At 44.9% G+C, this 24806-nt stretch carries 19 protein-coding genes; 13 read left to right on the top strand and 6 right to left on the bottom strand.

Features of this window, described 5'->3' with window-relative positions; all coding sequences use genetic code 11:
• The first annotated feature begins 818 nt into the window (after positions 1–818).
• The 3 genes from CHB92_RS17990 to CHB92_RS18000 all read left to right on the top strand — a co-directional run bounded on the left by CHB92_RS17990 (position 819) and on the right by CHB92_RS18000 (position 3817).
• Entirely contained in the window at positions 819–1460 is a 642-nt protein-coding gene (locus CHB92_RS17990) for a hypothetical protein (protein ID WP_089320632.1), read from the top strand.
• An 893-nt stretch (positions 1461–2353) separates the two neighbouring features.
• On the top strand, positions 2354–3145 hold the full coding sequence (locus tag CHB92_RS17995; protein ID WP_089320633.1) for a sensor histidine kinase: 792 nt from the start codon (positions 2354–2356) through the stop codon (positions 3143–3145).
• Between the two features lie 6 nt (positions 3146–3151).
• Positions 3152–3817, top strand: a complete 666-nt coding sequence (locus tag CHB92_RS18000) for a response regulator transcription factor (protein WP_089320634.1) — start codon at positions 3152–3154, stop codon at positions 3815–3817.
• 161 nt (positions 3818–3978) lie between these two features.
• Here CHB92_RS18000 and CHB92_RS18005 read toward each other — a convergent pair whose 3' ends face one another.
• Positions 3979–4596 (bottom strand): Fic/DOC family protein, encoded by a 618-nt coding sequence (locus CHB92_RS18005; protein WP_089320635.1) that lies wholly within the window; start codon positions 4594–4596, stop codon positions 3979–3981.
• Complete coding sequence (locus tag CHB92_RS18010) at positions 4596–5009, bottom strand: antitoxin VbhA family protein (RefSeq protein ID WP_089320636.1); 414 nt, start codon at positions 5007–5009, stop codon at positions 4596–4598. Before CHB92_RS18010 ends, CHB92_RS18005 begins: the two co-directional genes overlap by 1 nt.
• A gap of 1215 nt (positions 5010–6224) precedes the next feature.
• Here CHB92_RS18010 and CHB92_RS25900 point away from each other — a divergent pair.
• The 4 genes from CHB92_RS25900 (at position 6225) to CHB92_RS18025 (ending at position 10375) form a co-directional block, all read left to right on the top strand.
• On the top strand, positions 6225–6362 hold the full coding sequence (locus tag CHB92_RS25900; protein WP_179223094.1) for a hypothetical protein: 138 nt from the start codon (positions 6225–6227) through the stop codon (positions 6360–6362).
• 89 nt (positions 6363–6451) lie between these two features.
• Complete coding sequence (locus CHB92_RS18015; RefSeq protein ID WP_089320637.1) at positions 6452–7411, top strand: nucleotidyltransferase domain-containing protein; 960 nt, start codon at positions 6452–6454, stop codon at positions 7409–7411.
• Positions 7404–9539, top strand: a complete 2136-nt coding sequence (locus CHB92_RS18020) for a ThiF family adenylyltransferase (RefSeq protein WP_089320638.1) — start codon at positions 7404–7406, stop codon at positions 9537–9539. The genes CHB92_RS18015 and CHB92_RS18020 overlap by 8 nt, the downstream gene beginning before the upstream one ends.
• A gap of 29 nt (positions 9540–9568) precedes the next feature.
• Positions 9569–10375: an NARF domain-containing protein gene (locus CHB92_RS18025; RefSeq protein WP_089320639.1), complete on the top strand. Its 807-nt coding sequence runs from the start codon at positions 9569–9571 to the stop codon at positions 10373–10375.
• A gap of 50 nt (positions 10376–10425) precedes the next feature.
• On the opposite strand, the gene CHB92_RS18030 is transcribed toward CHB92_RS18025, so the two are convergent.
• On the bottom strand, positions 10426–11742 hold the full coding sequence (locus CHB92_RS18030; RefSeq protein ID WP_089320640.1) for an ATP-binding protein: 1317 nt from the start codon (positions 11740–11742) through the stop codon (positions 10426–10428).
• Positions 11743–12076: 334 nt separating this feature from the next.
• Between CHB92_RS18030 and CHB92_RS18035 the strand changes: the two genes are divergently transcribed.
• The 4 genes from CHB92_RS18035 (at position 12077) to CHB92_RS18050 (ending at position 19668) form a co-directional block, all read left to right on the top strand.
• Entirely contained in the window at positions 12077–15553 is a 3477-nt protein-coding gene (locus tag CHB92_RS18035) for a class I SAM-dependent DNA methyltransferase (RefSeq protein ID WP_089320641.1), read from the top strand.
• Positions 15554–15817: 264 nt separating this feature from the next.
• Positions 15818–17722, top strand: a complete 1905-nt coding sequence (locus CHB92_RS18040; protein WP_089320642.1) for an AbiA family abortive infection protein — start codon at positions 15818–15820, stop codon at positions 17720–17722.
• 134 nt (positions 17723–17856) lie between these two features.
• The gene (locus CHB92_RS18045) at positions 17857–18174 is read left to right on the top strand and encodes a hypothetical protein (protein ID WP_089320643.1); all 318 of its coding nucleotides are present in this window, start codon (positions 17857–17859) and stop codon (positions 18172–18174) included.
• A gap of 63 nt (positions 18175–18237) precedes the next feature.
• On the top strand, positions 18238–19668 hold the full coding sequence (locus tag CHB92_RS18050; RefSeq protein WP_089320644.1) for a hypothetical protein: 1431 nt from the start codon (positions 18238–18240) through the stop codon (positions 19666–19668).
• A 1249-nt stretch (positions 19669–20917) separates the two neighbouring features.
• Here CHB92_RS18050 and CHB92_RS18055 read toward each other — a convergent pair.
• A complete protein-coding gene (locus tag CHB92_RS18055; RefSeq protein ID WP_089320645.1) occupies positions 20918–21271 on the bottom strand; it encodes a helix-turn-helix domain-containing protein in 354 nt (117 codons plus the stop codon).
• 133 nt (positions 21272–21404) lie between these two features.
• Between CHB92_RS18055 and CHB92_RS18060 the strand changes: the two genes are divergently transcribed.
• Together CHB92_RS18060 and CHB92_RS18065 are read left to right on the top strand one after the other, a co-directional pair.
• Positions 21405–21773 carry a hypothetical protein gene (locus tag CHB92_RS18060; protein ID WP_144266341.1) on the top strand — a complete coding sequence of 123 codons (369 nt, stop codon included), beginning with the start codon at positions 21405–21407 and terminating at the stop codon, positions 21771–21773.
• Positions 21774–21855: 82 nt separating this feature from the next.
• Complete coding sequence (locus tag CHB92_RS18065) at positions 21856–22800, top strand: ArdC family protein (RefSeq protein WP_089320647.1); 945 nt, start codon at positions 21856–21858, stop codon at positions 22798–22800.
• Between the two features lie 170 nt (positions 22801–22970).
• Here the strand turns inward: CHB92_RS18065 and CHB92_RS18070 are convergent, their stop codons facing one another.
• Positions 22971–23156 (bottom strand): hypothetical protein, encoded by a 186-nt coding sequence (locus tag CHB92_RS18070; protein WP_245842701.1) that lies wholly within the window; start codon positions 23154–23156, stop codon positions 22971–22973.
• A 112-nt stretch (positions 23157–23268) separates the two neighbouring features.
• The gene (locus CHB92_RS18075) at positions 23269–24774 is read right to left on the bottom strand and encodes a Fic family protein (RefSeq protein WP_179223096.1); all 1506 of its coding nucleotides are present in this window, start codon (positions 24772–24774) and stop codon (positions 23269–23271) included.
• Positions 24775–24806 lie beyond the last annotated feature (32 nt).

A 24806-nucleotide genomic window follows, 5' to 3' on the forward strand; every position in this document is an offset into this window, starting at 1 on the left:
CCTCCCCTGCGACTTGGCGCGGAGCAGCCCTGCTACCTGTTTTACCTAAAAACAGAAAGAGGCGCCCAAACGGGCACCCTTTTCTCTGCAATCAATCTTTTCCCTGATTGTTACTTATACAATGTTTTAACGGTGAGCCTGGCTATATAGTATGAAAACAGCCGTTGCCCTTCTAATATTTCCCTCTACGCCAACTAAGTTCACGCTTCCAGCCTTTCAGTTAAAGGATGTTCCCGTACGGCGTCAGTTGGTTGTGCTAAGGAGCGCTTGACTAGGTGATCGTGAGGGTGCCTTGAAACTTCCTCATCCGGTAGAGACCTACTTTAAAGAGCTGCCTTTCCGTAAGCCTGTAGCCGTTTTGCGCTTTGATTCCTAACAGGAGGCATAAAAGTAAGTAAATTATTCCCTTGCAACGGTGAGCAATGAAACCTTTTTGCTTGCATCGCGTCAACATGTAAGATTCTGGAACGCACCGAAAGTTAAGAAGTGATCGGTGCAGATATATTAAGGACATTAGCCGGGGAACTTCAAGCTCCCTTGGCTGGTGTCTTTTTTAGTTCGTGGTGTAGCCAGAGTGGGAGTTGTAGCAAAGAGGAGAGGCAAAGGTTAGGCATCGCGGGCGGTGCAAAGATTAAGGGCAGTACAGCATGCTTGCCGAGACAGGCGTAAGGGATGGCCTCGTTCGTCGGGAAGTAACTAAGTAAAGGAGCCTCTTGTCGCAGATGCGTGTAGCGGGTGGCGTTTGCGGTTAGGCAAAACGCCGGAGAAACACTCTCGTTAGGCGTACGTGGCTCACAGAAACAGAAAACAAGAGCGAAATGGAATTCAAAACGTACAGAGAAGGAAACCTTTACTGCTATCTAAGTGTGGTGCCATCCTCCTTGGTGCCCACAACTCCAGGTATCTCAGCCGGTGAAGGAGGGAGAAGTGTTTTAGGAACTTCAAGCGACAGGCTTAGCAGGTACCTGAGGTGGGCTGCCGGCCTGGCTGAGGGCAAGACCTTTTGGGCCATTATTAGGGAAACGCCCGAAAGCACACGGCAGCTAGAGCAGTTCCAGCCGGAACGAATTGCCTGGAAGTATGATGTGGTGGCAAACGATACGGAAGGGCTGGGAGTAGATAAAGGATTTATACCAACCGATACTCCCTATACTCCCCTGCGATACGATCAAAGCCCTGCCAGTTTGCTTTGCCAGTTGGATGACCTGTCTCTACTTTTGAACTTACCTGAAAACGCGCTGGGTGATAAGGACGCGCATGTAAGCCTGATTTCCCTGCAACAGAATGGGCAGGGCCTTTTAGAAGCACTCCGGCAGCACAAGACCCCACAATTGCACCAAATACTGGACGAGGAAGACCTTTTCCTAGATATCAAGGTTGGGAAAGAGCAGCAATTTTATGATTCTTTTCTAGTGAAGGCTGGTCGCGATATAGATGATGTCTTCACAGAGGAACGCTAACTTATACGGAACGTCTTCTGTAGGTTTAGAAAATAGCCTTAAATTCCCATACTGTGAAGCTCGTTTGCCCCTACTCCTGCTGTCTTCCTGCCACGTACCTCCCCAAGGCAAGAACAAAGATGCATCTGCAGACTACAAATTCAAACATAACCCTGTTGTAGCGTCATTAAGTCAAAGAACATTCGAGTTGCAAAAAATGAATAAGGAGGAAGCTGCACTACGTAGGAAATGTTACAACACTGATGCATTTTACCGGTGAAATCGGCCATTAATGGCCTTATCCTAAACTTTTAGTCTGCTGCTGCTCAAATTCCCTATGTTACAACATCGCTTTGACTAACCTTTTATTTTTCAAGTGCTGTTTCCATTTTCACGCTCAGTTGATGAACTGTTTATAGCACATCTATGAGAACAGCTAGTCACTATGGAAGGTGTCTGGCAAAGGAAGGCGAAGGCTACTGCTATGCAGCACCTAATATGCCTTTTACATCTATAGTTTGAAGGTTCGGCCCTGCACACTTTCCCTATCCCGGCGCTCTGCTGCATGTGCTCTACAGTCATGGTTCTTAAAGACTTAAAAACAGGGAAACATGTATGACTATCCTTCGCCTTTCACATAAGCTCTTTGGTAATCAGGACAACTACCTTAAGCCCCCTTACTTTAGTCCAGTACTTCCTGTTCAAAGAGTGGCTTCTCTTCCTATAGCCCCTGGTTTATAAGGCGGTGCATAAGGCGCTGAAAGCCAAAACTGCACAGTTGGTCTGGGCCAAAAGCAGGAACAGGGCTTTTTCTTGGATTATTTACGTCACTGTCCTCATCCCCTTCTATACTTTTCCTGTCATGAAGAGTCAAGTACAGACCGGATGAGGCTTCTTTACGCTACTAGGCAAACATGTTTGATGTATTACTACTCATAACTGTTGGAACCCTTCTGCTTCTACTGCTGGTCGTGGTTGTCGCCTTTCTGGTTTTAGCATACCGGAGAAACCGCTTACTACACCACGACGAAGTGAACAGGCTTGTTCAGGCTTACCAAAAGGAATTACTCAAAGCCCGCATAGAGATGCAGGAGCAAACCTTTCTTTCCATCGCCCAGGAAATACATGACAACGTAGGCCAGGTTATGGCCCTGGTACGGCTAAACCTGAGTACGCTTCCCTATTCTGTTGGAAGTGATAACGCTATCATGCAAAGGGTAACAACCTGTAAAGAACTAGTGGACCAGGCGATAGAGGACCTCCGTAACCTCTCGAAAAGGTTAAACTGCGAATATGCTTCCAGTCAAAGTCTTCCTGAGCTCCTAAAGTTTCAGTTAGGACTAATTCATAAGACTGGTGTGATACACACGCAGTTTGAGATGCAGGGAGAAGAAAGGGGGTTAGATCCCGAGAAGAAGCTAATTGTTTTCCGTATCGCGCAGGAAGCACTAAGCAATGTTATGCGACACGCGGAAGCCAGCTGTGTCAAACTGCGACTGATCTATTCTTGCGAGAAAATCGTACTCAGCATCTTGGATAACGGAAAGGGCTTTTGCGCTAAAGCCCCCTCCCTTATTGGTGCGCAAACCAAAGGAACAGGGACATTCAACATGTCTTACCGTGCAAAGCTTATCGGTGCCAAGCTTCGCATAAAAGGAAGGCCGGGCGCCGGAACCCTTGTTTTCTTAGAACTCCCTATAAACTGAAAGCCTATGCAAACAAAAAACTTAACTAAAGTAGCACTTGTTGATGACCATACGTTATTCCGAAAGGGAATCCTTGGACTAATCAATGGATTTAGAGGCTACACCACCGTACTGGAAGCAGACAATGGAAAAGAATTCACCGAAAAGCTCACAGCTGAGAACACCCCCGACATCGTACTGCTGGACATTAGCATGCCTGTCATGGATGGCTTTGAAACAGCTGCTTGGTTGCAGGAGCACTACCCTCACATCAAGATTCTGACGCTGTCCATGAACTATAATGACGAGACAGTGCTCAGAATGCTCAAGCGCGGAGTGGACGGGTATATTCTAAAGCATGCGGAGCCCTCTGAGCTGCGTACAGCGCTGGAAGCTCTCAGAAGTAATGGCACCTATTACTCCGACAGGGTAAGCGAAATATTGAAGAATGATCTGAAAGGTATTCGGCAGAGCCAGGTAGAGCTGACGGAGCAGGAGATAGCGTTTCTGCAACTTATCAGTGAAGAGCTTCCCTATAAGACCATTTCCTCTGTTTTGGACCTCGCACCCAGGTCCGTTGACACCATAAGAGACCACCTTTTCAAAAAGCTAAAAGTTCGCACCAAGACGGGCTTGGCCATCCAGGCCTTCAAGCGAGGATTACTTAAATGCAGCTGGCAGGATGCAGATTGACAGTTATGAGCTGGTGGCGCCTGCCCCCAAGAAATGTTCCTGAGCCCGCGTTGGGATCAGGAACATTGCCTGCTGATTTTAAGGCAAGGGCAGCTTATGTATCAAGTTTGTTCGGTACTGAGTGAGGTTGCGCCTGAACTCTGGTGCTCACCCGGTCTGGCTCAAATTTTGAACTGTCTTGTGACTGTAGGTTTGATTTGCTCGACGGCCCCCTGCAGCAGCGTGTAGAAAGGCGGGGGCTCTTTTCTTCCTGCTGCGAATGAATCGTGCTCGGCCTTGCTGTAGCTTTGGGCGCTTACTTTAAGCCAGTCCACGCTGTACCCGGCTTGGCGGGACAAAAGGGAGAACAGAATCTTTAGGGTCCTGGTGTTCCCCTCCCGGAAAGGGTGTATGGCGTTTAACTCTTCCAGGAAATAGGCCGCTCTGCGCAGGAAGCTTTCTTTATCCAGCCCTTTCAGGTAGTGCTCATCCTTCAGCTGACCTAAAAGCTGGTTTCCGTAGGGTACAATAACGTTTGGGGTTGCGTGGTACGCGTTCCCCTTGGATATCTTGACACTTCGGATCTCACCTGCCCAAGGATAGACGGTACCAAATGTTTCTCTATGGATGCGCTGCCAGAGCTCAAGGTTAATGACGGGTTGCTTCGGGAGTTTTGCCGAGAGCACGTTGACGTTAATCCTCCAATGGTTCAGCTCCACGAAGGACAGCTTCTCTTTGTCTCGGATATCAAACCTGTTAATCAGAACATCGGTGTCAGGATAGCAGTAAACGTCATTCATTACAGGTACATGAGATTAAACAGCTCCAGTTGCTCCTCGGCAGTGATCTTGCCTTGTACGTAGAGTTTGTCCAGCTCGGCGGTGAATTCTGTAGGCTCCCATCCCTCACAGGCCGCGATATGGTTGGCCTGTTGAACCTGTCTGCTCCGCCCCATCTCTTCCTCCATGGGTACGACGCGGCCTCTTTTTCGGTAATCCTCCAGCAGCCCCTTTACTAAATGTACCCTGTCCGCCTGTCGCAGTCTCTCCAGGTTTTTCTGCAGGCCATTGAGGTACTCTAAAACTGTTTCGTAACCCTGCCTGTTGACAGCCTCAAACGCCTGTTTCACATACAGGTCGTCGGCGTTAGTAACCTGAAAATTTTCAATAGTGATTATGGTTCCGTCTTTTAAAGTTGCTTCTAGCCTGATCATGTTCTTTCTACGTTCACTCCTTAATAAAAATAACGAAATAAACTTTCTTCCCCAAGCAATCCTGCTAGTACATCTGCTGGATAAATGAGACACAAGTAGCCTGTCTGAAGAAGACACAGGCTACACCGGGCTGCTAGTAGATACAGGAGCGCAGCCCTCTCCAAAACTGTTTGCTGACTAACTATGTGCTCTCGCCGCTAGCTTCGGAGCCCTTGCTTGTGCGGCCAGTTCTGTTATAGCACTGGAGCTAAACCAGAGGCTGGTTGTCACTTGTTGACTAAAACCACCCACATGATAGAAACGTATAATTAGTACATACTGTGTATGAGTTTTGTACAGACAGGTGACGAGCCTGAATCAAGCTTGTAGAAGCTTGCGGAAGCTAGTTCCGAGTGTTTGTTCAAGACGGAAAAGCCTGTTATAGTGAACATAGCAGGCTTTTTTGTGTCTCGTGTCCCACTCCTCCTTGAAGTATGTACTAAGGCTGATCTCTCCAGTAACTTTAGGGGAAAGCAATGGTTAGAATTTAGTCATTAGAACAGATAATTCTAGCAGGTATTGCCAGCGGTTTTCTATCCTTTGGTTGTTGATTTACACTTATTCCTCCTCTTCTGTTTGCCTGCATGGCCTACCTGATTTATCTCCCCCGTTGGTCGGAACCTGCAAAGATTTAAGAGCCGGTTTTGGCTTCTCACGATTTAAGTTCTGGCTATGTATAGTGAGATGAGTAGCCGGGGCAATAGAGGCACTGATACAAATGGAGTTTAAGGTTACCGGCATACCTACGCGCAGATCTTTACCTACGGCAGAACGTCGACAAGATGCCTATATGTTAATTCCTTATAATTTACCTTATGTTAAATAAGGTAAATTGTCATGTACTGCTGACAGGTACTAACGATTGAGGAATGGAGCCTGCCAAGAACTGACAGAAAGGCGTGATTTATATTTAATATATACTTTTTCTTTTATTATACAAATAAAAGATTGTAAATATTTAATATTATACAAGATGGCAAAGTGTACCAGAAAAATCTGGTCAAATAATTGATTCCACTAATCTAAATGGTAGATACGTAAAGCATACCATTAGGTTATATAATATTATTATCTTCTTTTTCCCGAGTGCAAAGGTAGTAAAATATATTAATCTGCAAATGCTTTCGGCAGGAAATCAGCTCACCTGCTTTGTTGAGATGAGGTAAACTTTTAGCCATGAGTAAAGAAACAAGCAGAAAAGCTGCTTCTGCTGCATCTAAAGTTTTGAGAGACGGACGTACTAGTGCGGCAAGCAAGACAGCTGCAGGAAGCGCTCTTTCTCAAAGAGAGAGCAAAGGCGGCAAGAAGAAGTAAGTAGCACATTAGTGCACTTATGAGAATGTAAATAACTGGGCAGAGCAAAATTCTGCCCAGTTATCTTTTATTACCTTATTGATTATTCCATGTCCACATACAAGAACAACCACCTCCAGTTCGTGCTCGACACGCACAACATTAACCGAGAAGAAGAGAAAGACCTCTTAGATAAATATAAAACTAAGCGGGACAAAGTTAAAGATGCTCTTTGTGAAGAGTATGGCAGTGATATAGTGAAGATCATCAATTCTGGGTCTTACAGTAAGTTCACAGCAATAAACACAAAGTTTGATCTGGATCTGTGTGTGCATTTTAAGAGAGAAAAGTTTAAAACCCTCAAAGAGATGCACGATTCAGTATATGAGTTCCTAAAGAAAGAGTACAAGAAAACCGATGATGACCTAGTAAAGGTCAGAAAGCAAAAAGTATCGGTTGGGTTAAAGTTTAACGTAGATGGAGATGATGTGCTTTTTGATGTCACACCTGGGCGGAAGCTGGCTTCAGACTCCAATTCTGATGAAAATGACATAAAACTCTATTTGAATATAGAGGATGACCCAACTTCCAAAAAAACAAACATTCATAAGCAACTGGAAAAAATCAGAGGTAGGACTAATGAAAGGGAGACTATAAAACTAATCAAGGTGTGGAAGTTCAACCACGACCATGACCTAAAATCCTTCCTGGTGGAGCTATTGACCATGGAAGCTTTCGATCAGGCGGAAGATGTGCCAAGAGGGCTCTGGGCCAGGCTAAAAATGTCCTTAGAATTCATTAGGGACAATATCAAAACAATCTCGCTTAAGGATCCTGGTAACAGCAACAATAATGTGGCAGATAGCTTAACTTCAGAGAGAAAAGATGAGCTGCACGAAGAGATTGAGGAAATGCTGGAGAAGATCGAGAAGGATGAAAAGAAAATAGAATATTACTTCCCGGCTAACCCTAAATACCCAAAAGAGGAAGAGAAAAAGAGCAGTAGCAACTCCCAGTACGAGAGAAAAAGTGAAGCTACTACGAAGTTACCCCCTACATCTTATGCATAAAAGTGACATTGAATTCTATAACAGCTATTTTGCGGGGCTGGAAAGATGTCGACTTGAACAAAATTTTAGGCTTCTTGATGAAGAGCCTTTTTACCACGGCCGAATCTGTATCGATACGGCCAAAGACCCGTTAGACTTTGAAGTGCTTCTGCCCGAAGATTACCCTTTTGGCGAAGCACACTTTTACTGCAGAACGATAAAAGGGTACAACCATCAAAATCTTACTGCCACAGAAACGCTTGGAGGAAATGCTTGCCTTAATACTCCGTTTGTAGACCACCTACATACCAGGCTCTCTTTGGATGTTGAAAAGCTATACCAGTGGATAGAGGATTTCTATATCAATGAAACCCGCCAAGAGTATGAATACCCTGCCTTCAAAACACAGGGCAAGGCTCACCTGCTTTTCTCCGAGACAGCAAATGATTTAACACCAGACAGATTTAGAGAGAACCTGTATGGGACCATGACCTATACGGTTCTTAACCAAAGGCTAACATCTAACGGAAAAGCGGAAACTTATACTCTGCTGGCTCAACAGTTAGGAGGAAAGGAATCCTCTTGGTCTAAAGCTTACAAGGGCGGTGATCTCTATCAGGGTGTTTGGGTATTTGTGGCAAAGGAGCCGGTCGTAAGGCACCGGTTGAAGATGGATTCTTGGGAACAGCTCCGAGACTTACTTCCATCGTCATTCTCTGACTTCTTCTTAGACTTCTGTAAAAAGAGTGCCAGGTATACGCTTGGTCCTGATGGGTTACGAGAGTATTTTCTTTTGGCTTTGGGCTATGCAATCCCAACCTTAGACAATAAGCAAGAAGTCCATTGGGATCTCCTGTTGGTTCCAGTCAAAGACTTTAGGAGGACAGAGTTAAAGCGGCGCCCCAAGTATATCAAGAACCTCACTGAGCCCCTGTTCTGGGATGGGACAACGAACAGTAGTTACCAAAGATTCTTTGGCCGTGGAATGCTCAGTAAGGCTTTGGTGTTCAAGAACATTCTAATAATAGGTGCGGGAGCTATAGGCAGTTCGTTGTCAGAACTGCTTGTGCGAGGAGGTCTAACAAAACTGACTTTATCTGACAGTGATACAGTTGAGCCTGGTAATGTTTGCAGGAGTAAATTAACCTTTAAGCACACGAATATAGCTAAGGTGCTGAATTTGCGTCTAAGCTTACTGGATATTTCTCCCTTCGTCGATATAGAGACAATCGCAGCGATACAGCCGACGAGTCCCAAAGGCAGATATTACGAGAACACAGCATCTGTATTAAACCAGTTTGACCTGATATTCGATTGCTCTGCCGATAATCAGGTGCTACAAATGCTGTCCTACGGAAATGTAATTTCTCCCATCGTTAGTCTTTCCATTACAAATAAAGCAAGACACCTGCTGTGCTTATCTTCATGGGACAGCCCTCGGCTTATTGAGATGAAGTCTAGACTTCTAGATTGGCTTAAAGCGGATCATTATCCAACATTTAAGCCTGGCACTGGATGCTGGCACTTTACATTCGAGGCTAGCTATCCTGAAATTAACGCGCTGCTTAATAAAGCACTAAATAATATCAACACGTCAACTTTGAACGGACAGAAACCTGAAACATTTATTCTTTCTGCCGAAACCAATTCATCTATCAGCAAGTTGTCTTTCATAAAATATCAGCAACCAGAACTTGGGCTTAAACTTAAGGTATCTTCAGCCACTGTAGAAACAGTCCTAGCTAATTCTGATTCCTTCTTTCCAAATGAATATGGAGGTCTTTTGATGGGCTCCTACTCAGATGATCTTTCGGAGGCATTAATTTTTGATGTAATATTACCTTCCAAATTTAAAAGCTCACCCACATCTTTTGTCCCTGATACAGATGAGCTTAATAAGAAGCTGAATAAATACGGGAAAGAGCATGATTCAGGGGTTGAATATTTGGGTGAGTGGCACTCTCACCCTAAAGGCAGTGGTCAGTACTCACCTCAAGACTTTGCTTCTTTGAAAAAGGTAGCGGAGGCTGGAAGTGTGGCGGTAGCTAATCCCCTTTTACTAATCGCGTCAGGGTACAAAGGAGAGATGCAGCTTAGCTTCTATGTTTTCTCTAAAAATAAATTGTATAAATTTTCACCTTATAACTGATACTTTCGGCTATCAAAAGTTAAAATAAAATGAAAAATTTAGTTCTTTTTGTTGTTCTAGTCATGATGTGTTTCTCTGTCCATGCTAAAGAACCTAATACTTCCATTGAAAACCGAGTTCAACAGTTAGAAACTTACAACCAAGAAATAATTCAAAAGAAAGTAGACAACCTGGAGAAAGAAGTACACCTGAAGCTACAGGAGAAGCAACAAGAGATCGATATACAGCTGACGGAAAAAAAGAATGAGATAGACGATAAGCTTACGCTCCTAAACACAGTAGCCGTAGTTGGTGGTCTCCTGTTAGCTCTTGGAATAGGAGGCTTAATTTACCAGTTCTTTTGGGGTATGAAAAAGCTCGCCGAAAACACTCTAAAGGAAAAACTTCAGACGTACCTGTTTGAAAACACTCAATCAATGATGGAGTTGGTGAACAGTCATAGGGTAGAAAGCAAAGTAAAGAAAGAGAAGCTCGTGAGGGTCGTTAGTGGATCTGATGATGAAACGGATCTCATGAAAACCTTGCTTAAACGAATGGGCTTTAAAAATATAGAGTGCACCACCGTTGACATCTATATACCTTTTCCTCCGTCTGATCTGCTTATATTCTGTAACATTAGGAAAAACTTAGACACAGAAACAATTGTAAGTTACCTGGAAGAAAGCAATGCAGAAGATGTGTTTGTTTACTACGGAGGAAGGCTAGAACTTCCTCAAGATAAGTCTCACTTTAGCGAGAGGCTTAATTACGCTAACAGCAGATTCACTGTTTATCATCAAATAGTAAACACACTCATATTTAAGGATATTTTGCAGGAGCAGGCACTAGATGCTTGATGCATTTTTATCCGACATTTAACCGACATTAAGGACTTTTATCCGACATACTAGCTTCTGTAAACATAGAGAGTGGCCTTCTTTTCCCCTTCTTTAGTAAGCAGCCCCTTTTCCACCAATTCGGTCAGGTCCCTTAGAGCGGTTCTGTCCGTCACGGCGAATCTCTCCTTGTACCTGCTGCTCCGAATCCTTCCCTCACCCTTCCAGTGCAGTAAAGCATCCTCCTGCCTTTCATTCAAATGGAATTCCTTCAGAAGCTCCTCTGTGTAGATGTCCTTGAAAAGCGTGACAGAAATACCGCCGGCGATGGTCTCTATGCGGGGCTCAGGAAGTCCGTGGCGTCGGCACTCCTCCATGACTTTCACAGTGCCCCTACCCCAAGCTTCGATCAGGCCACCCTTGAAGCAGACATCCGCCAGCACGGGGTTCTTGGGAAGAGACGGGTGCTTCCGCTTCAGGTCTTCTATCGACAGGTTATCCGGCAGTGTTCCCTCGTTCCAGACGGTGAGCCGGTCGCTATAGACACTCACCTGGATGGGAGCTGTCATGTACGTGCGGTGCACAATGGCGTTGAGCAGGATCTCGCGGAGTGCCTCAAACGGATACTCAGAACCCTCTATGCGGTGAAGCCCCTGGTAGGAAACAGGGGCCGTGAGGTACTTCTTCTGTAGCAGTTCCAAGGTAAGGTCAGCCAGCTGAAAGGCATTTCCCTCCACTAAGTCTTGGAAGAGCAAGTCAGCGTCAGAACTTCCGAACCGGCCAATCTTCACATAAGCCGTGGGGAAGAATGCCCGCACATCTTTCCCGAATAGCAGCAGAGCCGCTCGCTTCAGGTCATCTCCCTTCAGCAGCCTCAGGTTTCTCAGGAGCTCCTGCATGCTGTCATCCGCCGCGGAAGGTAGACGCCTGCTGTTGCTGGCTCCCCTCTTGAAAGCCTCGATGCCGGTTTCGCCTATGTCCTGCAAAGTAGCGCTGGGTTCTACTACGTCGTCCCAGGTTTTGCCCGCCTTGCGGAGCAGGAACTCGTTTAGAGCGGCTCCGTTTAACTCCTGCTTCGTGCTGCCGCTCCTGAAATGGTACTTCCCGTGGTAAGAGATCGGCACATCATAGGGATGCACCACAATTTCGATAAAGTGCCTGCCACTCTCTTCATGAAGGTTCACGTCACAGAGGATGCCGAGATGATTCAACACCTTATTAGGAATGTCCTCCATCAGCTTTTTATAGTCAGAGAGGCCGGTGACATGGCCGTCATCGTCCTTGCCAATGTAGATCCTGCCGCCCTTGGCGTTGGCAAAGCCGCAGATCCACTTCAGGTACTCGTCGCGCCAACTAACCTTCCACTCGATATTTTGACTCTCGGGCATTCAACTATCTGTTTTGTGAACTTCAAAAATAGTGGTTTACATCTATAAGCGCCAATGTGCTCTTTATAAATCAAACAGATGGCTTCTGCTGGTAAATAAGTTAAGGTTGTGAAATATTAATCTCAGTAATTGTCAAGTTTTATAACAGAAAAACTTGACAAGGCAGTGTGAGTGAGTTTTGTTCCTGGCTTTAGAATGGAGGCTGAGTTATAGGGCATATTGAAAAAGCCACTGGTTTGCAGTCATAATAGAAGTAGTACTATATATTCTCCTTCTTTTTTTATAAACTGCACTTATAAAATGACATCCCAGAAAACAAACCTTACCTTTTAATATGAGCCAAATCTCTACCGCTGCCGTTGAACAATTCATCAGCCGCTGGAAAGCCTCTGGCGCTTCGGAAAGAGCCAACTATCAGCTGTTTTTAACGGAGCTGTGCGAACTGCTGGGCGTGGAGAAGCCGATGCCGGCCACCGATAAGGTACACGAGGCGACTTATACTTTTGAGCGGCCGGTGGTGTTCGACGACGGTGAGGGCAAGACCAGCACCAACTTCATCGACCTCTACAAAAAGGACTGCTTTGTGCTGGAGGCCAAGCAGGGCTCCGACAAGGCAGATATAAGCGAGGCGGAAAAGCTGGGCGCGGAGCGTGTAAAAACAAAGACCGGCACTGCCACCCGCGACACCCGCACCTGGGAGCGTGAAATGAAAAAGGCAAAAGAGCAGGCCCTGCGTTATGCACGCTCTCTGCCGACTACCGAAGGCTGGCCGCCCTTTCTGGCGGTGGTGGATGTGGGCTACTGCATCGATCTTTATGCCGACTTTGCGCGGCAGGGAAAGACCTATGTGCCGTTCCCCGATCCGCAGAACTACCGGATTACCTTAGCCGACTTTGAAAATGAGGAAGTGCGCGAACGCCTGCGCCTGCTCTTTACCGAACCGCTAGAACTAGATCCAAGCCGACGTGCCGCGCGTGTAACTAGGCAGCTGGCTGAGCGGCTGGCAAAGCTGGCGACATCGCTGGAGCAGACTGGCTACACACCGGAACAAGTATCAGGCTTTCTGATGCGTTGCCTGTTCACAATGTTTGCCGAAGACGTAGAGCTTTTGCCAAAGGACTCTTTTAAGGAGCTTTTGAAGTTGTACCGTCAGAACATCCAGTACTTTCCTAGTGCACTAAAAGCCCTATGGGAGAGTATGGATAAAGGTGGTTTTGCACCTGCGTTACACAGAGAAATACCTCAGTTTAACGGCTACTTGTTTAAAGACCCCGAGGCGCTGCCTATTACCGAAGCCCAATTAGATTTGCTTATACTTGCTGCTGAGGCCAACTGGGCCGATGTGGAGCCTGCCATTTTCGGTACGCTGCTGGAGCGAGCTTTGCAGCCGCGCGAGCGCCACAAGCTGGGTGCCCACTACACCCCCCGCGCCTACGTAGAGCGCTTGGTGATGCCCACCGTGATTGAGCCGCTGCGCGAAGAGTGGGAAGCAGCCCGCACGGCCTCGGCCATACTCGAAGACAGCGGCGACGAAGCCGGAGCCCGCAAGGAGATCGAGAACTTTCACCGCCGGCTGTGCTCGGTGCGCGTGCTGGACCCGGCCTGCGGCAGCGGTAACTTCCTGTACGTCACCCTGGAGCACCTCAAAAGGCTGGAGGGCGAGGTAACCGAGTACCTGGAGCACTTCCCGGGGCAGCTGAAGATAGACATGACGGGCGGCTATACCGTAACACCGGCGCAGCTGCTGGGCCTGGAGGTAAACCCACGGGCAGCGGCCATCGCCGACGTGGTGCTCTGGATCGGCTACCTGCAATGGCACTTCCGGGCGCACGGCTCGGCCACCCGCCTGAGCAACCCCATCCTGCGCGAGTACGGCAACATAAAGCAGCAGGACGCGGTGCTGAGCTACTCCGACCGCAAACCGCGCCTCGACGCCAACAAGCAGCCCGTTACCCGCTGGGACGGCCACAGCACCAAGCCGCACCCGGTTACCGGACAGGAAGTGCCAGACGAAACCGCCCGAACTATAGTTTACGATTACCTCGACCCCAAACCCGCCACCTGGCCCGAAGCCGATTTTATAGTTGGCAACCCGCCGTTTATTGGTGATAAAGCCATGCGCGGAGCTTTAGGAGATGGTTATGTAGATGCGCTTCGAAAAGCCTACAAAAGTATAGTTCCGGAGAGTGCCGACTTCGTGATGTTCTGGTGGCATAAAGCCGCTGAAATTGTTCGTGCTGATAAGGCAGAACGATTTGGCTTCATTACTACAAATAGTTTAAAGCAGACATTTAACCGCCGTGTAATTCAGGAACAATTAGATGCTTCTAATGCGCTTTCTATAGTTTACGCTATACCTGATCACCCTTGGGTAGATAGTGCTGATGGTGCAGCAGTAAGAATTGCTATGACTGTCGGAGACGCTGGAAAACAAGCTGGAAGATTGAGTAAAGTAGTTGTAGAGAAAGATAATGGAGATGAAAAAATTATTTCCTTTGATGAAAGTATAGCCAAGATTCATTCTGATTTATCCGTTGGAGCAGAAATAACATCTGCTGTATCGCTTAAGTCTAATCAGAGTATAAGCAGCTTTGGGATGATGTTGGCAGGCTCAGGTTTTATAGTTACACCTGATGAAGCTAAAGCTCTTGGCTTAGGTACCATTCCAGAACTTGAACAGAGAATTAGGCCTTACAGAAATGGTCGAGATTTAACATCAACTCCACGGGGAGTTATGCTGATTGATATGTTTCCTCTTTCAGAAGTCGAACTACGCACTAAATTTCCAGAAGTATATCAGCACCTAAGTATAAAAGTAAAGCCAGAGAGAGAACAGAACAATCGAAAGCGCCTAAAAGAGCAATGGTGGCTGTTTGGCGAATGTCGTCAAGGGTTAAGAGCCGCCTTAAAAGGATTACAGAAGTATATTTCAACTCCTGAAACAGCTAAACATAGATTCTTCGTCTCCCAAGACGCTTCAATTTTGCCTGATCATAAACTGGTAAATATTGCTTTGGAAGACGCTTATCATTTAGGGGTTTTATCAAGCAAGCATCATGTTCTTTGGGCAATGGCAGCTGGTGGTAGATTAGGTGTAGGAAATGATTCTGTTTACAATAGCACCCGCTGTTTCCAAACCTTCCCCTTCCCTGCCGCCACCGAAGCGCAGCAGGAGCAGATCCGAAGTATAGCCGAGGCCCTGGACGCGCACCGCAAGCAGCGGCAGGCGCAGCACCCCACGCTCACCATCACCGACATGTATAATGTGCTGGAGAAACTGCGGTCGGGCGAGGCACTTACCCCCAAAGAGCAGAAAACCCACGAGCAGGGGCTGGTAAGTATACTTTTGCAGCTGCACCAGGAGCTCGACGCCGCCGTGGCCGCCGCCTATGGCTGGCCCGCCAACCTTCCGGAAGAAGAAATACTCGAGCGCCTCGTGGCCCTGAACAAAGAACGCGCCGCCGAAGAAGCGCGCGGCCTCATCCGCTGGCTCCGCCCCGCCTACCAGAACCCGCAAGGCACCCAGCAAGGCGATTTAGGTATGGAAAGCAAAAAGAAAGGCAAAGCCGCCGCCGTGTCCGCCAAAGAGCAGCTGGCCTGGCCTAAGAACCTGTCGGAGCAGGCACAGGCCGTGCAACGCGCCCTGCAGCTGCACGAGCGCCCGGCCACCGCACAGGAGTTACTGCACCAGTTCAAGCCCGTGGCCAAAGCCCAGCAGCCCCAGCGTCTCCAGCAAATTAACAGCCTGCTGCAAACGCTTCATGGGTTGGGCTTATTGCGAAAAACAGAGCAGGAGCAGTATGTCAAATAGTTTAGAAGAGGATTCTTTTACGTCTCCGTTGCTTATTGTCAGTAGCACACTCGCAAGCAATTATGTGAGCTCCGATGCTGAGGAAGAAGACGGATTCTGTTTAAAGAGAAGATGAAGCTGCTGACCACCGAACTGGCCACTCAGTTTGAAGAAAGCGCCTTGCTGGATAAGCGGATTCTGGGGAATCTAGAGGGAATTGGGTTTATGATGATTTATTTCAAATAGCTATGAACAACTTAAAAAAAACTTCAGTTTGGATATTTCATTGATTATGAGTTGTGGTTAGAAGCCAAAAAGCTTCTAGATTTTCAAATCAATAACAAGAAAACAAATAGATATTACAACACATTAAATTTTTTCTATTTCGAATCTATTCTGGATAAGACGAAAAAGGTTGGAACGAAGACTTACTTCAAAGAGAAAGTCCATAATAATTTATTTTATGCTCTTGAGAAGGAGTTCTTTTTCTATAAGTATACCCTCCCTAAAGATGGTATTAGTCTAAGAAGATATTTTTTCTTCGGCTATCCTATGCAAGTTTTTTACTACGCTGTTGGTATCTATTTATTAAAGGTGTCTCAACAGTTTTTAACAGATTATTCCAGAAAGAATCATCATTGCTTTTATGGAGGGAATTTAAAATTCGAAAAAGATAAGCTAAATATTAACTCAACGTCTACAACCTACTATAGTAGCTACAAGAAATTCAAAGAGAAATTAGATCAAGAGATAAGGAAGAATGCAAACAGGACAATTATAAAGGTAGATATACAAAATTATTTCGATAACATATCAATGTATAAACTTCTAACAGAAATGTTAGATAGAGTAAAATTTAGCAATAAGCAACTTTATAATTTCGATAAATCAACTGTAGACTTAATAGACTTCTATTTTAAATTCCTTAATGAAGATAGAGATTGTCTACCACAAAGTGACAATAACGTTGTCTCAAGCTTCATAGGATATTTATATTTGACTTTAGGGGATTTATATATAGAAGATTCTATCAACGAATTAAGGAGATTATCCCCAAACTTCCTTAAAGAATATAAAATCATTCGATATGTTGATGACATACATGTGTCTCTTGATTTCTTTTCTCCAAAAGATGATGCTAAAGTGCATGCAGCAAGAGAAAGCAAGTTTATTTATGATTTACTAAATATAATTTCTGATAAATTTTATAAAAATTTAAACTTAAGATTTAATTCTAAAACTGAGATTTTTGATCTAAATAAAAAGAAGGACTTCAACTTACTTAAGAACTTAGTTGAGTCTTCCTCTGCAGAATACCCAGAGCCAAATACTAACACTGGCACGAGTATACCTGATAAAGGTCAGTTAATCTTGGATACATTAGAAAGAATAAAGGCTTTAGATTTGTTGAATGTTATAGAAGGCAAGCATGAAATTGATTTAACTTATCTCAATGATATATATGATGACAAAGTTCGTGCTTTCCTGCAGTCGCCACAGAATAGAATAAGGTTAGACGCAATATTTACAGACTTTAATTTTGATCTGTTTAGATTAAAAACCAAACCGCTAATTATTATTCTAGCTCTATCTAATAGCGCAACATTGAAATTTGAAAATTTCCTTGAGTCCAAATTGCACTTAACTACATTTGATAGAGACATTATCATCAACTATTTGTGTCAGAATGGATTCAACAACAGAAGACTAATTACAAAGCTTTATAGTGACAGCCAGATAAAAGATATATTCAATGAAATTAAAGCTAAGAAAGTAGTCAATAATAAACTCCCTGGTTACTACAAGATAGAGTTTAGCAAATTAAAGAGGTTTAAAAATGAAATCAGTCTTATCGAGCAGATAAGGCTAAGGACTCATTATGAAAGAATAAATAATTACTCAATAAGCCTGAACCTGTTGTTAAATGAAATACACCTAATATGTAGCCTACTTGAATGCAAAGACATCAAGGGGTACGAAGTATCTGATGTCCGTGCGTTTCTTACAGCTGAAGGTGTAGAAAATAGCCAAGTCATAAAGATTGCTACATTATTTGACAGGCGTAATAATAATCCAATATCACATTCAGGTAGTAACATAAGAATTGCAAGTTCTATTACAAAAGAAGAGTATTTCGGCTTCAAGAATAGTGTAGACAACGTACTGGGGTATCTACTAAGTAAGAATTGATAATTGTATAAATAATATTGATAGCATAAATCAGCGACAAAAGTAAAAGTATAATTTCTCCTTAAAATGCATTTTAAATAACAATGGATTCTCTACTCAAACCCTAATTTTTGGAATTAATTTTTAGTTAGAAAATGGATAACAAAGACATTTTACCACCACTCAATTTCACAGAATCGGAGTTAGGTACAATTTTTTCATCGCTGTTGGAGAAGAATGACAAATTGAAAAAAGCAGTTGATGAGTTTGATGGTGATACTACACTACTAAAGCACCTATATGAAGCTAAGAAAGGAATAGTAAAAACTGAACTCGAGAAGCAATATGAGAAAGCAAACTGGTTACAGATGTATATTAATGAGCTGAAAGAGACAAGATCGTTGATAGGTAAAATTTCTAATTATTTTGATAAAAGAGATGGTACTATCACAGATTTAAATGAAGTTGTATAACCATATTCAACTTAAAATCAGGATAGAATAACTTATCTCAACTTCATTATCAAAAAACTACGCATGCTATTTTCTGAAGAATATAATATACCAGTTACGGAACTTGATACATGGTTTGACCCTATACTTGAGAGAGATGTTAAGCTCTTTATTGACCCGTTTCTAGTTTATCAAACTGAAAATCCATACTTCAAAAGTAGCTATAATAAAATTACTAACTTTTTTAATATAGCGTTCGAAAGAGCAGCCGAAGCCGAAGAAACATCTTCTGATCTACGCTATAAGTCACTATTAAGAATGACTCTCTTTCCTGAGGTTAAAGAAATTTGCTTGGGGTATGCCTCAAATAATACAGCAGGAGCAGGTGCAGGGCCAGGTTTCTCTAAAGCTATTGTTGGTGCAATTTACGATACTATCAGGCTTGGTCTAACTGACTTGAAGCATTTTGAGCGTATTGGCCTCTTTAATGAAGGGTTTGGTCCCGATAGGATAAGTGATATAACAGCAAATCTTATCAAAGAAGATTTAGTAACCTACACTCAGAAAATTTGTACTGACCTTAAGATTAAAATGCAGGAAGTCCTGTTAACAAATTATAAGTATGACTACACTTACGGAAGGTGGCAGGATAAGAATGTGATACTACCTTATAATTCTTATTATAAAAGAGGCGTTTTACTGGTTCCAAAAGAATTTCTAGGACGACTACCATCAATAAATACAGATGACTTTTTTGATTATTGCTGGGATAACAATAGCGAGGAAATTCGTGAACAGTTTAGCATCAGTCTCAAAAGTGAAGTTGATAAAGCTAAAATAATTCAGATTGCAAGAGAGAAACAAGAATGGGTTCGGGATTATGAAAGCTTTCTTGAAAATATGCGTCCGCTTGGTTATGATTTAGTTACAGATCCTAGAGGTGTTTATAATTGGTATAAATCCACCAAAGAATTTGCGAAGAAGTTTCCTACAGTCATTTCAGCTACAGACAATCAGTCATTCAATAAAGCTATTAAAGTTATTGTAGATCAATTTACTCATTTTATTGAGAATAATTCTGGCTATAAATTATTGTGGGATACAAACTATAAAAGGCCAAAAACAGAAGAAGCAACACAGTTACTCTTTACTGGTATTACAAAACATTACTGCCAAGCAAATAACATAGATATTTCAAGAGAAGTTAACTTAGGAAGAGGCCCAGTAGATTTTAAGTTCTCAAAAGGTTACTCTAGCCGAGCTTTGCTTGAAGTGAAGCTTGCAAGAAATACTAAATATTTACATGGGCTTGAAAAGCAACTAATCAAATATCTTGAAGTGGAAGAAATTACTTTGGGATATTTTATGATTGTATGCCACAATGAAGATGAAATGAAAAAAGCACAAGAGTTAGAACAAGTTGTTGCAGATCTACAAAGTAAGCACAGCCTTGAGCTTTCCTTAGTTATTATTGATGCTACACCATCAAAACCATCTGCATCAAATATTTTATAAATTATATGTCGTACATCATGCTGGCCGAGCTGAAGCTCAGCAAAAGCTGGAAAGACGATAGCAGCAAGTAAAGCTTCGGCTAATTTTACCCCATCCCCTACAACGAGGTGTATCAGAACGAGTTTCGAGTAATGCGGAGACACTGCGCGTGGAAAAGCGATGCCTGCCATGTCATCTGGGAGGGAAGCCGATCAACAGTAACATGAACCAGCAGACCAACTTCAATCCAAACTAACACAGAAATGCCCTGCAGGCTCCATTGATGGTTGAAGGAGGCGGCTGTTGTGAGCTATTCTTAATGACGTTGTCCGGGAGTGAGATCTTTTATTTGTTCTTTTTCCCTTTGTGGACGTTTATCCTGTCCAGCATGTAACTGCAAGGGCAGGGAAAGCGCCTCCCCTACCCGATGACTATACCATTTGGCTGCAGTCTCCCTTTAACTGGTGATTTCCGAAATCTCTGGTTGGGCAGAGGTAGTTTTACATATTTGTGCACTCATAACGTTTTACAAACGCACGTTTGAATAACGTTACTGCCTGCCATAGTTAAGCAGGTAGGCAACCCCTCTCCGGCAAGATTTGCTCCCACCGTCCAGCATTCCGCCTAATGCTACTCATTCGCCTTAAAGCTTCCCGTCGCAGGTCACCCTTCAATCGGCTGCCCCTCTCCGCTACGCTGCGTTATGCGGCTGTCTGAACAGTGACTTTCTTACCCACCCAAATCTAGCGCCTCTCTGCTATAGCTTAACAAAGATCAAATAGTAGGCATGACTAGACATACTCAATAAACAACACCATACTTGGTCAACGAATAATCTGTGTTTTTACAGAAGGGAATGGAAGGTTGGCTATGTTATCCACTCTTTGTACTGCTGATACTCCTCCTCCCTCATCAGGCCATACATACACATCAAAGGGACCCTACACCGCTTATCGTTGACGTGACTGGTTAAACCAACAAGAGTAGCACCGCTCGGAACCTTTAGCGGACATACCCCCATAAGGCCTACAAGCCACTCCTTTTAATCCCGATGCATCGGGCTAAGTTCTATGGCCCCCGATGATAGCGGTAGGTGGCGTTGGCATGATTGAAGAAAACACATCTCCACCTCATCTAGCTTCTCTAACCTGTCCTTCTGTAAGTGTTCCAGTGTGGTTCCGGGTTTTGACTTTGATCTTATCAATAAAATTAACCTCAAACATTTAAGACAGAAGGGGAAAGAAAGTATGGCCGGCACTAACACTCAACGCTAAAGCTTTATGATACCATGCTTTACGAGAAGGGCCTCCAGCGCCTCAGACTTGTTGCGCTCCGCCTTCAGTTTTTCCTTCTCCGCCTGCAGCAGAGGCCAGCAGTCGCCGTTGGAGAGGTCTTGTGATACAAGCATTTCCCCTTTCCCTGTCAGTAGCCAATTTATGTCAAGTTCAGGAAATGAAGAGGCAAGTTTAATACAGCCCTCCAATGTAGGTTGAGACTTATCGTTCTCTATACTGGACACCTGCCCTCTCCCTACTCCTATCACAGCACCAAGCTCCTCCCCACTCAGCTTTTTCGACTTTCTAAAGGCCTTGATTCGGCTTCCTAATGTAAGATGTTCGCTCATAGTTAACTATTCAATATATTTGTCCTTTATTATTAAACTTTAAGTTGTATTGTTCAATTATGCTAGATATATTTGTTCTGTAATCACGAACAAAGATAGCAAAAGCAGGTAGAAAGCAAACAAAAGTGCAGTTATGGAAACATCAGTACAGCGCAGAAACAGCAACTTGGTTGCTTCTTACACGATGACGTTCAAGTCTTTTAAGAAAGTTGAAGCAGACAAGCGCGTGAAGATGCGCGAAGTGAAGATCTACCGCAATAGTGTTTGGATTTACTGTGATGCTTATATGGAAGAGGAAAGAGAATTGCATGAGCAATGGGCAAAGAACTTCCTGCACGCAATGAAGATCAAGGACACAAAGGCGATAATGAAGGCACTAGACGAAATGTGTGGCCTAGACGGAACAACACCAGCTTATTTGAGACCATACCGATTCTCTAGTAAAGCTAAACTCATGAAAAACAAAGAAGCCTCTTGTCATTCTCTGGTACTCATCGACTAGACGCAGGACCTGGCAGACTAACTGAACAGCAGGCAAAATATTAGCAGCAAACATAAATTATCCAACCATAAGTTTTACCGCTATGAACGCATACCAGAGATTCAACCAGTTTGCAGAACAGGTGACAAACGAAGTAATTGAGCAGTTAGAGCAAGGGAAAGTGCTCTGGCAGAAGCCCTGGACCTCCTACGGCCTCCCAGAGAACTACCAGACCGGCCGACACTATGAGGGCTTTAATGCTTTTTACCTGAACTACATTACGGAGAAGAAGAATTTCACCGCGCCCTACTTTCTCACTTTTAAACAGGCGCAGGAACTTGGCGGCTATGTGAGGAAAGGCGAGAAAGGCACCACCGTTATCTATTGGAAGATCTATGAAAAGAAAGCAGGAGAAACCCCTCCAGTGCAGGCAGAAGGGGAACAGCAGGCGCCAGAGCGAAAGTTTATCCCTTTTCTATGGACGGTGTTCAACATTGATCAGATTGAAGGTGTGGACTTTGACCTGCCAGCTGCTCAAGAAAGGACAGGGCAGCAGGTGATAGCAGCCTGCCAGCATGTTGTAGATCATTACCCCCTGCCAAGCCCACAGATCACATACGGAGGTCCGCATGCGTATTATGCACCCGGAAATGACATAGTGCGGCTGCCAGATCCTAAAAGCTTTGTTTCCTCCCAGGCGTACTACGCCACGCTGTTCCATGAGCTGATCCACTCCACCGGTCATCCCGATAGGCTCAACCGCTTCACGGACGAGGAGACGGCAAGCCGCTTTGGGGATGAGAACTATAGCAAAGAGGAACTCATTGCCGAGATGGGCGCCAGTTTCCTTAGTGCCTTCACAGGCATAAAAGAAGATGTGTTCCAGAATTCGGTCGCTTACCTACAGGGTTGGGCAAGCAGGTTCAGAGACGACAAGACCATGATCATCTACACCAGCACAAAGGCTTTCAGGGCAGCCAGCTACCTACTCGACTTGAACGGGAAGGCAAGCAAAGAAGCGCTGCCTGCCATGGCCATGGCAGCTTAAAGGTAATAAGAAATGTCCTGGTGTAGAAGCTGTGGACTTAGGGATACTTCTCACGAGTTACGCATAAGTGCACAGCTTCTACACCAGGAACATTACGAGATTAAATTAATTCCTCATAAGCATAGTGCTTCTTGTCGATGACGATGATCGGCGCGTTCTAGCCCAGCTTGTCATTTCGCATCATCTGCAAGTCCATCTGCACCGTGCACCGACTCACCCCTATCAATACCCTCGTACTCGTACAAGGCATCATAACAGGCATCAATTAGGTCCGACAGTGTCCATTTTCTGTACTTGTTGCATAGGCAGTTATCAAGCGTGCGGTAACGGATCAGGGCGTTTCGGTTGACAGGCATTTGCTGCTAGCTGTATGGATAATTTTTCAGTAAGAGAAGATACCCAATAAGGTCTAATTTGTCTGGCAGTTAAAGATTAGGCTTAGAGCTGTTACAGTGCTGCACCGCCATCTTATGAATCAAGGGCTAGCGCAAACACGTCCCGGAAAGCCTGTTCCATTTTTTCAATTTCAGAATCAGTGAGCTTGGCAAAGTCTTTCCGACGGCGCTTTGGGAAAGTGCCCTTGTTCTGGTGAAGAAACAGGATCATCAGATTCAGCTCCCTGTCGGGCATATCCACAATTTGCTGCAGCTCCCTTTTCGCCTCATCATAGCGCTGGAGAAACGCGAGCTCCTGCGGCATGTCATGGGTAATGGTCGCCTGTATCGTTTGGGCAAGAAAAACACTCTGCCCCGTCAGGTCAGGATAGCGGAAATAACCTTCTACCTCTTCCCTGTTGGTCACCTCTAACGCTCCGTTGGCTGCCTTCGTATACTGTGCCAGCAGCATCAAAGGCCTGGAGTAGTTCTCTAATGCCTTGTCGTAGTCCCGCATGTGGCTCAGCATGTGAGCCGACACCGGAATGATCAGTCCTTCCGGCACCACCCCGTCACGCACGAGCATGTCATGGATGAGAAAACGGTGCAACCTGCCATTGCCGTCTTCGAAAGGATGTATAAAGACAAAGCCAAAGGAGATGATGGCGGCTCTTACCAGTGCCGTAGCTCCCTCCGATTTGATGGCGGTTTCTTTCAGTCCCTCCATCAGCGAAGGCACAAACATCGGCGGTGGACAGATATAGTGGACCAACTCCACGTAGTTTGGGAGTGTCTGCCCTATATAGTTCTGAAAATCACGGTAACCGGAGGCCACAAAACGGGGATCGACAATGGCATTTTGTAGTTTCGTCAGGTTTTCTTCACCCAGCAATTGCTCGCTTGCTTCCCTCCCTGCCATGGCCAGCAGCGCCATAAACCGCTCCATTCTTTCCGGGGTAGGCTTCTCTTTCTCTATTTCATAGGAGGAGCGGGTTTCCTTGCTATACAGGTAATGTATCGCTCTGCTGAAAGTCTCCAGGTCATAGCTTTCTTTCAACTGAGCCACCTGCTGCCTTAGGTCATGCTGAAGTACTTCCGCGAGTGAACTTGTTTTCCGAACGACAGGACAAAAAGCAGCCGTACCCAATAAGTTATCATTGATGCGCCACTTCCGGACTTTTATCACCCTGCCGGTAAAGTATTTTTCCTCTTCCAGCAGATCAACATAGTTTCCCCCTACAGCCTCAGTGAGCGCTACCTGCCTGCCGGTCAGAAACTCATACAGAAAACCTATTTTCCGTGCATACTTGCCCGTCGGGGAGCCTGCCACAAACGCTGAGATTTCTTCTGCTGAAACATGATCGAAAACAGCTTTCAAGAAGGGTAGGTTGAGATCATCGTACTTTAAGGAGAACTCCAGGTGTGCCATCACGGTGTCAGCCGCCGGGGCATACTTCGGCCCATAAACCTGGTTTACCTCACCCGCCGGTGTCAACTCCAACCTGGCATTCTGCCCGATATACGAGCGGTGCGACAGCACAAAACGTGTCAACCCGAAATGTTCCTGAAGCCATAGGCTACCGGCTGATTGCAATCTCATAAGCCTTTTTACCATAATTCGATTAAAGTTAC

Source organism: Pontibacter ummariensis (assembly GCF_900188175.1).
GTDB classification, from domain to species: domain Bacteria; phylum Bacteroidota; class Bacteroidia; order Cytophagales; family Hymenobacteraceae; genus Pontibacter; species Pontibacter ummariensis.

Bases quoted from the DNA above. Each gene is read 5' to 3' on its own strand.
- CHB92_RS18035 (WP_089320641.1), top strand. From the start codon at position 12,077: ATGAGCCAAATCTCTACCGCTGCCGTTGAACAATTCATCAGCCGCTGG.
- CHB92_RS18045 (WP_089320643.1), top strand. From the start codon at position 17,857: ATGGATAACAAAGACATTTTACCACCACTCAATTTCACAGAATCGGAG.
- CHB92_RS18055 (WP_089320645.1), bottom strand. From the start codon at position 21,271: ATGAGCGAACATCTTACATTAGGAAGCCGAATCAAGGCCTTTAGAAAG.
- CHB92_RS18015 (WP_089320637.1), top strand. From the start codon at position 6,452: ATGTCCACATACAAGAACAACCACCTCCAGTTCGTGCTCGACACGCAC.
- CHB92_RS18060 (WP_144266341.1), top strand. From the start codon at position 21,405: ATGGAAACATCAGTACAGCGCAGAAACAGCAACTTGGTTGCTTCTTAC.
- CHB92_RS17990 (WP_089320632.1), top strand. From the start codon at position 819: ATGGAATTCAAAACGTACAGAGAAGGAAACCTTTACTGCTATCTAAGT.
- CHB92_RS18070 (WP_245842701.1), bottom strand. From the start codon at position 23,156: ATGCCTGTCAACCGAAACGCCCTGATCCGTTACCGCACGCTTGATAAC.
- CHB92_RS18020 (WP_089320638.1), top strand. From the start codon at position 7,404: ATGCATAAAAGTGACATTGAATTCTATAACAGCTATTTTGCGGGGCTG.
- CHB92_RS18025 (WP_089320639.1), top strand. From the start codon at position 9,569: ATGAAAAATTTAGTTCTTTTTGTTGTTCTAGTCATGATGTGTTTCTCT.
- CHB92_RS18005 (WP_089320635.1), bottom strand. From the start codon at position 4,596: ATGAATGACGTTTACTGCTATCCTGACACCGATGTTCTGATTAACAGG.
- CHB92_RS18065 (WP_089320647.1), top strand. From the start codon at position 21,856: ATGAACGCATACCAGAGATTCAACCAGTTTGCAGAACAGGTGACAAAC.
- CHB92_RS18010 (WP_089320636.1), bottom strand. From the start codon at position 5,009: ATGATCAGGCTAGAAGCAACTTTAAAAGACGGAACCATAATCACTATT.
- CHB92_RS18030 (WP_089320640.1), bottom strand. From the start codon at position 11,742: ATGCCCGAGAGTCAAAATATCGAGTGGAAGGTTAGTTGGCGCGACGAG.
- CHB92_RS18000 (WP_089320634.1), top strand. From the start codon at position 3,152: ATGCAAACAAAAAACTTAACTAAAGTAGCACTTGTTGATGACCATACG.
- CHB92_RS25900 (WP_179223094.1), top strand. From the start codon at position 6,225: ATGAGTAAAGAAACAAGCAGAAAAGCTGCTTCTGCTGCATCTAAAGTT.
- CHB92_RS17995 (WP_089320633.1), top strand. From the start codon at position 2,354: ATGTTTGATGTATTACTACTCATAACTGTTGGAACCCTTCTGCTTCTA.
- CHB92_RS18050 (WP_089320644.1), top strand. From the start codon at position 18,238: ATGCTATTTTCTGAAGAATATAATATACCAGTTACGGAACTTGATACA.
- CHB92_RS18075 (WP_179223096.1), bottom strand. From the start codon at position 24,774: ATGAGATTGCAATCAGCCGGTAGCCTATGGCTTCAGGAACATTTCGGG.